Source organism: Streptomyces sp. NBC_00654, assembly GCF_026341775.1.
In the GTDB taxonomy this organism is placed as follows: Bacteria; Actinomycetota; Actinomycetes; order Streptomycetales; family Streptomycetaceae; genus Streptomyces.
Map to the genome: position 1 here is coordinate 3,935,709 of NZ_JAPEOB010000001.1, position 13,432 is coordinate 3,949,140.

Genomic DNA, 13,432 nt, shown 5'->3' on the forward strand with positions numbered 1-13,432 from the left:
GGAGAGCGGACGCATGTCCAGAAGAACAGCACGCGGCCCCGTGCTGCGTGGCGCCCTCGCCGCGCTGGTGGCGGGAGCCGTCCTGACCGGTGGCTTCAACGTGCTGCCGGAAGCCCCCGCCGAGCGCGGGCGGCCCGAACGGGAGACCGTCGCTTCCGATAAACCCGTACAGACCGAACAACAGGCGCTCGCCGCCGCGAAGAAGAGCGGCAAGGAGGTCGAGGTCCTCGGTATGCGCGGCGCGCGCCGGGAGATCTACGCCGAGCCCGACGGAACCTTCACCGCCCGCGAGTACACCGACCCCATCCGCACCTTCCAGGACGGCCGCTGGGTCGACATCGACACGACCCTGGTGCGGCGCGCGGACGGCACCGTGGTGCCCAGGGCCACGGCCGTGGCCCTGTCCTTCTCCGGCGGTGAGGCCGGCAAGCCGTTCGTCACGATGCGGCAGGCGGGCCGTGAGCTCTCCCTGACCTGGCCGTACGGGAAGCTGCCCGCGCCGGAACTCGACGGCGGGAGCGCCACGTACAAGGACGCGCTGCCCGGCGTCGATCTCACCGTACGGGCGGAGTCGGACGGCTTCGGACATCTCCTGGTCGTCAGGACACCGGAGGCCGCCGCCGATCCGAAGCTCGCCAAGCTGGACCTCGGGCTGAACACCCACGGTCTCAAGGTCGCCGAGGACGCGTCCGGCGCTCTCAAGGCCGAGGACGCCGCCGTCGGCGGCACGGTCTTCGAGTCCGGGAAGCCGGTCATGTGGGACTCGGCCGCCGTCAAGGAGGCCGCGGCGAGGAAGCGGGGGCCGCAGGCCGTCTCCAAGGCGCTCGCCCAGGCCTCCGCGGCCGGGACCCCGGCCCCTTCCGTGGCGCCCGAGCCCGCGCTCGACGGCCCCGGCGGCGGCGGCCGGACCGCGCCGCTGGGCATGGAGGTGGGCGGGGGCAAGCTGTCGCTCGTCCCCGACCGGAAGCTGCTCACCTCGAAGGACACCGTCTTCCCGGTCGTCATCGACCCGATCCAGCGCACCACTTCACGTACGGCGTGGACCGGTGTGATGTCGGGCATGCCGAGCGAGCAGGACTGGAAGTACTCCGACAGCGCCGGTGTCGGCAAGTGCCCCACCGACTACAACCCGGTGTCCTGCAACGGGGTCGGCGTACGCCGGCTGCTGTTCACCATGCCGATGTCGTTCTACAAGGGGAAGCAGATCCTCGGCGCGACGTTCTCCGCCCGGGTCGCCCACATCTACAGCGCCTCCCCGACCGCGGAGCCGATCCGGCTCTACCGCATCGGCGGCAAGAACTACAGCATCACCTCCTCCAGCAACTGGTCCAACACCTCGGACGACTGGACCGATCACATCGGCACCGTCGACAAGGCCATCTCGCCGACGAGCTGTTCGAGCCAGGCCAACCTGCACTTCGAGGGCGGCTCCTCCGGGGAGCTCACCACGGAGGTGAGGACCGCGGCCACCGAGGGCTGGTCCTCGATGACGCTGGGCCTGCGGGCCACCGACGAGAGCCGGTTCCCCGAGTGGAAGCGGATCTGCGGCAACGCGTACCTGTCGATCAGCTACAACAACCTGCCGCGCAAGATCACCACGCTGTCCCAGAACCCGGGCGGCGTGTGCACCTCGGGCGCCGGGCGCCCGTACGCCGAGGTCCCGCCCCAGCTCCAGGCCGTGGCGAGCGACTCGGACCACGGCAACGGCCAGACCGACAAGGTCAAGGTCGAGTTCAAGGTGGACTGGACGGACCCGGTCAGCAAGGAGGCGAAGTCGTACACCTACCTCACCCCCTCCTGGCTCGCACCGACCTCCAGCACCAAATTCACCCACACCGTGAAGTCCACGATTCCGCAGAACACCGTCATCTACTGGAGCGCCCGCGCCTACGACGGGGACGGCTACGGCCCATGGAGCTATGACGGCACCACGGTCCGCTGCGAGTTCATGTACGACAGGACGCTGCCGGGCAAGCCGAACGTGCTCTCCAAGGAGTACCCGTCCGACACCGTCTACCACGACGGCGTCGGCACCTACGGCTCCTTCACCTTCTCGCCGAACCCGAACGACTCGGTGCCGGACACCGACGTCGTGAAGTACCGGTACGCGTTCGACGGCACGGCCACCCCGGCCACCACCGTCAACGCCTCCAAGCCCGGCGGGCCCGCGACCGTGACCTGGATGCCGACCCGCGCCGGCCGGCACTGGGTGGACGTCATCGCGGTCGACAAGGCGGAGAACCCCAGTACCAAGGCGCACTACGAGTTCCTCGTGACCGACGGCGCGCCCGTCGCCGCTCAGTGGAACCTCGCCGACGAGCCCGGCAGCAACCAGGCCCACGACGAGACGGGAGTGTTCTCCGCGGACACCGGCAGCGGTGTCACCTTCGGTGTCGAGGGTCCCGGCGGCAAGGTCGACGCGGCGGCCCGCTTCGACGGCACCGCCGACTCCTACGCCGACGTCAACGAGACGGTGCTGGACTCCTCGGAGAGCTTCAGCGTCAGCGCCTGGGTCCGCCCGACCGCCCTGGACCGCGACATGGCCGTCGTCAGCCAGGACGGAACCGGCGAGCCCGGCTTCACCCTGGGCTACGACCACACCGCGGGTACCTGGGCGTTCTCCGTACCCGTCACCGATGTCGACTCGCTCGGCAAGTGGAAGGCCGTCTCCACCGGCATCACCGTGGTCAAGGACCAGTGGGTGCTGCTGACCGGCGTGTACGACGCGGCCAGGTCGGAACTCAGGCTGTACATCAACAAGGACTCCAAGGGCGTCTCGCAGCGCCGTTCCGTGTGGAAGTCGTACGGCCCGCTCCAGATCGGCCGCACCACGGCCAAGAGCGGCTACCGGGACCACTTCACCGGTGACGTCGCCGAGGTCCGGGTCTTCGACCGGGTGCTGCCCGCGGCACAGGTCGCCGAGCTGATGACCGTGCGGCCCAACCGCCAGGGCTACTGGCAGCTCGACGCGGAGGCGGACCGCAAGGCCGCGGAGACGGGCGGCGGCCAGCCGCTCGCCCTCGGGGGCGACGCGAAGATCATCCTCGCGCCGGCCGACCCGCTGTCGCCCGACCCCTTCCCCATGGTCGGGGCCGGCCACCTGCTCCTGGACGGCGCCGGGGACTACGCGTCCACCGCCACCTCCCCGGTCACCGGAGCGTCGAGCTTCACGGTGACGGCACGCACCCAGCTCACCACACTGGACCCGGAGAAGGCCCAGACGGTGCTGTCGCTGCCCGGCAGCGCGGCGAACCGCCTCGCCGTCCGCTACCGGCCCGGACCCGACGCCGAGACCCCCTCCATGTGGGAACTCGCCGTCGCCACCAGTGACTCGGCGACAGCCGCCCAGAAGGTCTTCCACGACGACCAGGAACTGCCGGACACCGACATGGCCGGTCAGCACCTGGCCGTCGTCTACGATGCCTTCGCCAACGAGATCCGGCTGTACGTGAACGGCATGCTCGCCGATGTCGCGCACGGCGCCGACGACACCCTGTGGGGTGCCACCGGCGGTCTCCAGGTGGGCCGTTCGGCCCTCGGCGGCGGCAGCGAGTACTTCGCGGGCGCGATCGACGAGGTCCGTGTCTACAGCGGCGCGGCCGACAGGACCGCGATCCAGCAGCTCGCCAATCCGATGGCCCTGCCCGACATGTGATCCGCACCCCGGGTGTGCCGGTCCCGGTCCGGGACCGGCACACCCGGCTGCATTTCCCACCCTTCCTCTCCTACGTGTGGAGACACGTGATGACATTCAGAGGCCGGCTGTTGAGCCGGCGCATGCCCGGACGGTTGCTCGCGGCAACCGCCCTGGGTGTGGTGATCGCCCTGACCGGAAGCACGGTGCACGCCGTTCCGGCCGGGGAAAAGGGCCGTGACGGACGTCGCGTCCAGGACTTCGGCGACCCCGTGGAGGGCGCCCGTGCGAAGGGCGTCCCGCGCCCCGTCGACAAGGCCGCGAAGTCCGCCGTCACCCGGCTCGACAAGGCGTCGTGGCCCACCGGGGGCAGCGCCGCGATCGATGTCGCGGTCAGGAATCCGGCGGAGGTGAAGGTCGGCGGTCTGCCGGTCGCCGTCGAGGCGGCCGGTACGGGTACGGGCCGCTCGGCGAAGGCCGCCGCCCCGGCCACGGTCGATGTCGATGTCCTGCCCGCCGGGCGGGCGGAGTTGCTCGGCGCGGGCGCCGTCCTGAGGGTGAGCCGCGGCGACGACGCCGAGACGGACGCGAAGGTCCGCCTGTCGGTGGACTACTCGGCCTTCGAGGAGGCCTACGGAGGCTCGTACGGAGCCCGGCTGCGCCTGGTCGAGCTGCCCGCCTGTGCGGCGGTGGCGAAGCCGGGCAGCAAGGCCTGCCCCGGTACGGGCAAGCCGCTGGCCACGGAGAACGACGCCCGGACCAACACGGCCACGGCCGAGGTGACCGCGAGCGCGGCGGAAGCGGGCGGACCCTCGGCGATGGCCGTCCGGGCCGGGACCCTCATCGCCCTGACCGCGGGCAACTCGTCCTCGCAGGGCACCTATGGAGCCACCCCCCTGGCACCGTCCGCGAGCTGGAGCGTGGCGCAGTCGACCGGTGGCTTCTCCTGGTCCTATCCGCTGCGCGTCGTCCCGACGCCCGGCGGACTCACCCCCACCGTGGGCCTCTCCTACACCTCGCAGTCGGTCGACGGCCGTACGTCGGCCACGAACAACCAGGGCTCCTGGATCGGCGAGGGCTTCGGCTACGAGGCGGACTACATCGAGCGCAGCTACAAGTCCTGCGTCGACGACGGCCACGACCTCTCCGCCGAGCAGTGCTGGGCCTTCGACAACGCCACGGTGATGCTGAAGGGGAACGCCTCCCAGATCATCAAGGACGACGACACCGGGCAGTGGCGGCTCGCCAACTCCGACGGTTCGAAGGTCGAGAAGCTCACCGGCGCCACGAACGGCGACAACGACGGCGAGCACTGGAAGATCACCACCGCGGACGGTACGGAGTACTACTTCGGGCTGAACCGGCTGCCGGGCTGGGCGACGGGCAACGAGGAGACCGCCTCGACCTGGACCACCCCCGTCTTCGGCGACGACTCCGGTGAACCCTGCTACAACGCCACCTTCGCCAACGCCTCGTGCAAGCAGGCATGGCGCTGGAACCTCGACTACGTCAAGGACCGGCACGGCAATGTGATGTCCCACTTCTACGAGAAGGAGGTCAACCACTACGCCCTGAACGCCAAGACGGACGTCAACGGCACCGCGTACGACCGGGGCGGCTACCTGAAGCGGATCGACTACGGCCAGCGTGACGGACAGGTGTACGCGGCCAAGGCCCCGGCCCGTGTCACCTTCGAGGCGGCCGAGCGCTGCCTGCCCGGTGACACGTTCGACTGCGCGGAGTCCAAGCGGACGAAGGCCAACGCGGCGCACTGGCCCGACACCCCGGTGGACCAGGAGTGCAAGGCGTCCACGAAGTGCGGCTCGGACCAGATAGCGGCCTCCTTCTTCACCACCAAGCGGCTGAAGTCCGTCGTCACCCAGATGCGCAAGGACGCCACGTCCTACCAGGACGTGGACGCCTGGTCGTTCACCCATCTCTTCCTCGACAACGGTGACGACTCCAAGGCGCTGTGGCTGTCCACGATCGACCACCAGGGCCGTGTCGGGACCGCCGCCGACCTGCCCTCCCTCGATCTGATCGGCACACAGCTCGCCAACCGGGTGGACGCCACGGGCGACAACCTCGCCCCGTTCCACCGCTACCGGCTGGCCACCGTCGTCAGCGAGACCGGCGCCCAGCTGGACATCAACTTCGCCCCCACCGACTGCTCGGCCTCCGCCCTGCCCAAGCCGGGCGAGTCCACCAAGCGCTGCTATCCGGTCAAGTGGGCGGCACCCGGACACATCGAGCCGATCGACGACTGGTTCCACAAGTACGTCGTCGCCGAGATCGTCGAGACCGACCGCACCGGCGGCGGCGACAAGATGGTCACCCGGTACGACTACGAGGGCCCGGCCGGCTGGCGGCACTCGAAGCCGGACGGCATCACCCCGGAGAAGTTCCTCACCTGGGGCGAGTGGCAGGGATACGGCAAGGTCAAGGTCACCAGCGGCGGCGAGGACACACAGCGGACCCGGATCGACTACACCTACTTCCAGGGCCTGGACGGTGACCGGAAGCCGGGCGGCGGTACCCGCTCGGCAACGGTGACCGACTCCACCGGAACGAGCCGCACGGACGACGAGGACTACACCGGCTTCGAACTCGAAGCGCTCTCGTACAACAACGGCAGGGTCTCCGCCAAGGTGATCAACACGCCGTGGAAGCACCACACCGCCACCCAGACCAAGACCTGGGCCACGACCCACGCGACCCTGGTCAAGCCGGAGATCACCCACGGCTTCACGGCGCTGGCCTCCGGCGGCTGGCGCGAGACGAGGACACGCACCAGCTACGACACCCCCACCGGCACCGGGAGGGTCACCCAGGTCGAGGACTTCGGCCACATCGTCCCCGACACCGCGAGCGCCGCCGACAAGGCCGCGGCCGCGAAGGACGACACCTGCACGCGTACCTGGTACGCCGACAACACGACGGGAGGCGCGAACCTCCTCAGCCTGATCAAGCGGGTCGAGAAGGTGTCCGTGAACTGCGGCGCCACTCCCCAGCGCGCCACGCAGGTCGTGCTCGACGACCGGACGCTCTACGACAACCTGGCCCACGGCGCCGCTCCCACGCGCGGTGTCGTCAGCTCCACCGAACGTCTGGCCTCGCACAACGGCACGACGGCCTCGTACCAGGAGACGAGCAAGAACACCTACGACGCGCTCGGCCGGGTCAAGACCACCACCACCCCGGGCACCGGCAGGACCACCACCACCTACACCGAGACCAACGGCCTGACGACCTCGGTCAAGGGCACCAATCAGCTCAACCACTCGGTGACCACCGACTACGCCCCCGCATGGGGCCAGAGCCGCGGCCAGACCGACCCGAACGGCAAGCGCACCGACGTGGCCTTCGACGGGCTGGGGCGGGTGACCTCGGTCTGGCTCCAGGACCGGGTCAAGGCGACGCAGACCCCCAGTTCCAAGCACTCCTACGTGGTGCGCAAGGACAAGCCGCTCGCCATCAAGTCGGAGAAGATCGACAACAGCGGTGGCTACGCCGTCGAGTACACCCTCTACGACAGCCTGATGCGGGCGCGGCAGAAGCAGGCGGACGGTCCCGGCGGCACCCGGCTCATGGCGGACACCTTCTACGACAGCCGGGGCAACCTCAAGACGTCGTACGAGACCTACACCGCGGCGGGCGCCCCGTCCGACGAACTGCTCGTGGTGCGCAACGGCGAGGCCGGCGCGCAGACCCACTACGAGTACGACGACATGGGCCGCACCACGGCCGAGGTCTTCGCGGTCTCCGGCGTCGAGCAGTGGCGCACCGGCACGCGGTACGACGGCGACCGGGAACACGTCACGGCGCCCAGCGGCGGGCTGGCCACCACATCGGTCAGGGACGCGAACGGCAGGCTGACCGAGCTGCGGCAGTACCCCGGCAACGTCCCGGTCCTGTCCGGTCCGCCCACGTACTCCTGGACGTCGTACGGGTACACGCCCGCCGGCGGGCTGGAGAAGGTGACGGACTCGGCGGGCAACACCTGGTCCGCCGAGTACGACCAGCGGGGCCGCAAGACCACCTCGGTGGACCCCGACGCGGGCACCACCACGATGGCCTACGACGAGGCCGACCGGATGATCTCGACGACCCACACCGCCACCGCGGAGACGGTCTCGACGTCCTACGACGGCATCGGGCGGCCGACCATCACCTACGACGGCACCGTGACCGCGGGCAAGAAGCTCACGGAACAGCGGTACGACCGGGCCGGAATGCTCGGCCAGCCGTACGCCTCGCTGCGGTACACGAGCGCCACCGAGTACTTCGCCTCGGTCATCCAGAGCGCGGACGACTTCTACCGGCCCGTGAAGACCTCGTACGTGGTGCCCGCGGCGCAGGGCTCCCTCGCGGGCACGTACGACTTCACCTCCGTGTACAACCGTGACGGCACTCCGCAGAGCACGGGCCTGCCCGCCGCCGGCGGACTCGCGGCCGAGGTCCTGTCGTACGGCTACGACGAGATGCAGCGGCCGGTCACGATGAGCGGCACCTCCACCTACGTCACCGAATCGGTCTGGTCGCCGACCAGCCAGCTGCTCCAGATGCAGCTGAGCACGGGCGGCAAGAAGACCCTTCAGACGTTCGACTACGAGACCGGCACCCAGCGGCTCACCCGTTCCGTCGTGGACGTGCTGGGGTCGGCCACCGGCCCGGCGAAGGAGGCCAACTACTCCTACGACCAGGCGGGCAACGTCCTGTCGGTCTCGGACGTCGCCGTTCCGGCCCAGCCCGATGTGCAGTGCTTCCGCTACGACGGCAACCGCCGGCTCTCGGAGGTATGGACCCCCGGGGCGACCGCCGCCGGCGCGAGCGGCTCCGGAACCACCGGAACGAAGGCACCGGTCGACGGCTCCACGCCGTCCGCCTGTGCGGCCGATCCCGGCAGTGGCCCGCTGGGCGGCCCCTCCCCGTACTGGAAGTCGTTCACGACCGACAGCATGGGCAACCGCACGCAGGACATCACCCACGACATCGGGCTCGACCCGGCCGAGGACATCACCAGGACCTTCACCTACGGCGCCGACGGCGCGGGCCCGCACGCGGTGACCAAGGTGGTCGAGGACACCCCGACCGGAAACCACGAGACCCGCTACGGCTATGACGACGCGGGCCGGATGGACACGCGTACCGACGGCGGCAACACGCACACCCTGGGCTGGGACAGCAACGGCAGGCTGCGGTCGTTCGTCTCGCCGGACGACCCGACGACGGCGGGCACCGACGAGTCGTCGGAGACGAGCTACCTCTACGACGCGGACGGCTCCCGGGTCCAGCGCAAGGACGCCGACGGGACGACGGTCTACCTGCCCGGCATGGAACTGCACCTGCCCACGGGCTCGACGAAGCCCGAGGCGACGCGCTACTACACCTACGCCGACCAGACGGTCGCCGTACGGACGAGCGACAACAAGGTCTCGTTCCTCGCCTCCGACCATCACGACACCGGTCAGCTGGCGATCGACGCCGTGACCGGCGCGGTGACGGTCAGAAGATCCGACCCGTACGGCAATCCGCGGGGCGACCAGCCCGCGGACGGTGTCTGGCCGGGGGAGAAGGGCTTCGTCGGCGGCACGATCGACGAGTCGACCGGGCTGACCAATGTGGGAGCCCGTGAATACGATCCGCTGCTGGGCAAGTTCATCTCGCCCGACCCGGTGATCGACTTCCTCAACTCGCAGCAGATGAACGCGTACGCGTATGCCAACAACTCGCCCGTGACCCTCTCCGACCCCAGCGGACTGCTCTTCTGCATGGGTCTGATGTGCGGTGCGCTGGGCGACGACTTCGGCAACGACGACAAGGAGGTGGAAGAGGCCCAGCAGGGCGTCGACCAGGCCAAGTCCAACGCCAAGTCGGCGGACAGCGTCGTGACGCAGGTGGCCGACGAGATCATCTACCAGATCAAGGACATCGTCGGCATCAACGCGCTCCAGGACTGCGCGTCCAACCCGACGGTCGGCAAGTGCCTCAAGGCCGCCGGTGAGATCGCCATGAACTTCGTCGGCGGGGCCGTGCTCAAGGGCATCTTCAAGGCCAAGCGGATCGCCAAGGCGCTCGACCTCGTCCCCGACCTCTACCGGGCGATCAACAAGATCAAGAAGGCGGAGGACAAGCTCGAGAAGGCCGAGGAGAAGCTGGACAAGGCCAAGGACAAGGCAGCCGCGAGAAAGAAGAAAAAGAAGAAGGACGACGACGATGACGAGTGCGAGACGCACAGCTTCCTGCCGAGTACGACCGTGCTCCTGGCCGACGGCGGCAGGAAGCGCATCGAGGACGTCCGGATCGGCGACCGGGTAACGACGACCGACCCGGCGACGGGCCGCGAGACCACCCGGGCCGTGGTCGGCACCATCGTCACGGAGTCGGACAAGGAGTTCGTCGACCTCACGGTGAGCACCGGGGACGGAAGCCGTACCTCGGCTCTCATCTCGACGGTGACCCACCCGTTCTGGGTCGCCTCCGAGGGCGAGTGGATCGACGCGGGTGAACTGCGGCCGGGCATGGAGCTCAGCACACCGTCGGACGAGAAGGTCACGCTCGTCGCCAGCCGCTCCTTCGAGCAGCGGCAGCGGACGCACGACCTGACGATCGACGGCATCCACGCCTACTACGTGAACGCCGGCGAGACTCCCCTGCTCGTCCACAACTGCCTGGTCACCGTCTACCACTACACCAACAAGTCCGGGTACAACGGCATCCGGGCGGGCAACCCCTACAAGATCAAGCCCGGCGACTCGAAGAACGGTGCGGGCCCGTTCTTCACCACCCGCAGTCCGGCCGACCTGACCGCCCCCGGCGCGTTCAAGAAGCTGGGAATCACCAACGAGAAGTCGCAGTACGTGATGGAGCTCCGGGTGCCGCAGAGCGCTCTGGTACCGCTGCGCGGGGACCGGGGTAAATTCATCTTCGCGATTCCCGCGGGCGTGACGGTCGCGCGGGCCAGGGTCAGATACTTCGGACCCACCACAGGATGGAAGGCACCATGATCACAGGCAGCGACAGCGTGTTCGTCGCGTGCGGCCCGGTGTCCGGGGCCGTCGAGCGCTTCCTCGCCGACTGGTCGCGCAGATGGCCGCGGCTGCGGGTGTCCGTGGGCGACGGGGAGGAGTTCTCCGCCTGGGAGCCGGGGGCGATCACGCTGCCCGAGACATCCGGCCAGGTGCTCGTCGCCCGCGACGAGGACATGGTGGCGGGCTGGGACGACTCCGGCTATGTGCTCGATCCGCACCAGGAGGGTCCTTTCTCCCTGGCGTACGAGCCGGCCGGCTGGACGTCCCTGAACGTGCTGGCGCTGGATGATCCCTACACCCGTACGGGATTCGGGTACGAGCCGTACGAGATCGGGCTCGTCGGCACGGGCCTCCAGCTGATCACGCTGGTGGCACCGGAGGACGGGGCCTTCCGGCAGGCCGTGACACACGGTCTGCTGGCGGCCCTCGGCGGGCCCGCGCAGACGGGCTCCCGGGCGCTCTGAGCCCGGCCGCCCGACGGCGCTCCACCCCGGCGGGGCCCGGTCCGTACCCACGGACCGGGCCCCGTCGTACGCGCGGAGTGCCGTGGCGCACCGGTGACCGGGGCCGCGTACGGGACGGCCGGCCCGGCCGGGGCTCAGTCGCGCTGGTCGAGTCCCGCGCCGAGCGGCGGCCGGGGGGCGTCGAGCAGCGAGGTGTCCACCTCTCCGACGCCCCAGCCGTACGCCAGTTTGTGGACCTCCAGCACGAAGAAGGAGTCCGTCGAGAGGAGTCCGTCGATCAACTGGAGCCGACGGTTCATCAGGTCGGTGAAGTGGTCGGTGTCCCGGCAGATCACCTCGGCCATCACGTCGTACGTGCCCGCCGTCATGATGACGTAGGAGGTCTCCGGCAGTTCCCGCAGCCGTCGGCAGACCTCCTGGGCGGTGCCCGGCCTGACCCGGATGCCGACCATCGCGAACCGGTCGAATCCGATGGTCAGCGGGTTGGCGATGCCGACGATCTGGAGGGTGCCGTTCTCCTCCATGCGCTGGACGCGGTAGCGCACGGAGGAGGCGGGGATGTCCAGTTCCTCGGCGATCTGGCTGTACGGGCGGCGGCCTTCCGCTTGAAGTGCGGCGATGATCCGGCGGTCGGTGTCGTCCAGGGGGCTGCCACCCAGCGTGCTCATGCTGTCGCTCCGGCTCTCATGTGCGGCCCGCGCGGTCCCGCGGGCCTGGATCTTCGGTCGTACGCGCCTATCCTGCCCGGCTCAGGAGTCGAAGCCGAGACCGAGCCGGTCCAGGGTGCGCAGCCACACGTTCCGGTGGCCGTTCGCGTCCTCGCGGGCCATCGACCACCGGGTGGCCTCGACCCCCAGATAGCGGACCGGTTCCGGGGGGAAGGGGACGGGGGGACGGCGGATCATCGCGGGCCGGAGCCGCTCCGTGCGCTCACCGGCGAGCAGATCCAGCATGACCCGGGCGCCGTAGCGGGTCGCCCCGACACCGAGACCGGTGAAGCCGAGGGCGTAGGCGATCCGGCCGTGCGCCGCGGTGCCGGCGAACATGCAGAAGCGGGTCGTGGAATCGATGACACCGCCCCAGGAATGGGAGAAACGGACATCGGCGAGGGCAGGGAAGGCCTCGGCGAACTGGGCGGCGAGCGTGTCGAAGGTGGCCGGGCGCTGGGTGAGGCGCTCCTCGACGCGGTTGCCGTAGTGGTAGACCGCGTCGTAGCCGCCGAAGAGGACGCGGTTGTCGTCGGTCTTGCGGAGGTAGTGGAACTGGTTGCCCGCGTCGGTGATTCCGTGGTCGCCGCTCCAGCCGATGGAGGCGAGCTGTTCGTCGCTGAGCGGTTCGGTGGTCAGCGCGTAGTCGTAGACCGGGATCATGCTGAGCGAGAGGCGTTTGAGCAGGGGCCGGTAGACGTTGGTCGCGAGGGCGACCTGCCGGGCGCCGACGGCGCCGTACGGAGTGGCGAGCCGGACCCGTCCGGGCTGACGGCTGGTCAGAGCGGTGACCTCGGTGTTCTCCGCGATCCGGACTCCCAGATCGAGGCAGGCGGCGCGCAGCCCCCAGACGAGCCGTGCCGGGTCCAGGAGCGCGTAGTCGGGGGACCAGAGCCCCGCCGTCCACAGCGGGGAGTCGACGTAGTCCCGCAGTTCCTCACGGTCCAGCAGCTTCGTCCGTTCGCCGTAGCGGTGGGCGAGCGCGTGGGCGCCGTCGAGACCCTCGGCCTGCCAGGGGGTGGCGGCGACGGTGACCTTGCCGCTGCGGACGAATCCGCAGTCGATGCCGTGGGTGTCCAGGTCGCGCTGGAGGGCGTCGAAGTTCTCCATGCCCAGGCGGTGCAGCAGACCGGCCTCGGCGGGCCAGCGGTCGACGCCGTTGGCGAGGCCGTGGGTGATGCTCGGTGAGCAGAAACCGCCGTTGCGGCCGCTGGCGGCGTGGCCGCAGGTGCTCTGTTCCAGGACGAGGACGTCTCGTTCGGGGTGGGCGCGCTTGGCGAGCAGGGCGGTCCAGAGTCCGGTGTACCCACCGCCGACGACCGCGAGATCGCAGGTGGTGTCGGCGGTCAGCCGGGGCAGTGGCTCGGGATGCTCGGGCCGGTCGAGCCAGTAGGCGGCGGCCTTGGTGTCGCGCAGACGGCTGCGGTGGTGGTTGAGCGGCTGCCGCTCGGGGCGCGGGAGGGCGGTGGTCATGGGGCGGGTACCTCGTTGCCGGCGGGGTGGGGGCGGCGCGGGCCCGCCTCCACCCGGGGGTGGGGCCGGCCCGCGCGGGCTGGACGGCGAAGACGTGCCGCGCGAGGTGCGGCACGTACGGCG

Annotated in this window: 5 protein-coding genes; 3 read left to right on the forward strand and 2 right to left on the reverse strand. The window is 69.9% G+C overall.

Annotated features, from left to right (window positions below):
- Positions 1–13 precede the first annotated feature (13 nt).
- From OHA98_RS16895 to OHA98_RS16905, 3 genes are all read left to right on the forward strand, one after another.
- Complete coding sequence (locus OHA98_RS16895) at positions 14–3,655, forward strand: LamG domain-containing protein (protein WP_266926647.1); 3,642 nt, start codon at positions 14–16, stop codon at positions 3,653–3,655.
- A gap of 122 nt (positions 3,656–3,777) precedes the next feature.
- Complete coding sequence (locus OHA98_RS16900) at positions 3,778–10,641, forward strand: RHS repeat-associated core domain-containing protein (protein WP_266926649.1); 6,864 nt, start codon at positions 3,778–3,780, stop codon at positions 10,639–10,641.
- The gene (locus tag OHA98_RS16905; protein ID WP_266926651.1) at positions 10,638–11,129 is read left to right on the forward strand and encodes a hypothetical protein; all 492 of its coding nucleotides are present in this window, start codon (positions 10,638–10,640) and stop codon (positions 11,127–11,129) included. The genes OHA98_RS16900 and OHA98_RS16905 overlap by 4 nt, the downstream gene beginning before the upstream one ends.
- Positions 11,130–11,263: 134 nt before the next feature.
- Here OHA98_RS16905 and OHA98_RS16910 read toward each other — a convergent pair whose 3' ends face one another.
- Both OHA98_RS16910 and OHA98_RS16915 read right to left on the reverse strand, forming a co-directional pair.
- The gene (locus OHA98_RS16910) at positions 11,264–11,797 is read right to left on the reverse strand and encodes an Lrp/AsnC family transcriptional regulator (protein ID WP_266926653.1); all 534 of its coding nucleotides are present in this window, start codon (positions 11,795–11,797) and stop codon (positions 11,264–11,266) included.
- Positions 11,798–11,878: 81 nt separating this feature from the next.
- On the reverse strand, positions 11,879–13,309 hold the full coding sequence (locus OHA98_RS16915; RefSeq protein WP_266926655.1) for an FAD-binding oxidoreductase: 1,431 nt from the start codon (positions 13,307–13,309) through the stop codon (positions 11,879–11,881).
- Between the last annotated feature and the right edge of the window lie 123 nt (positions 13,310–13,432).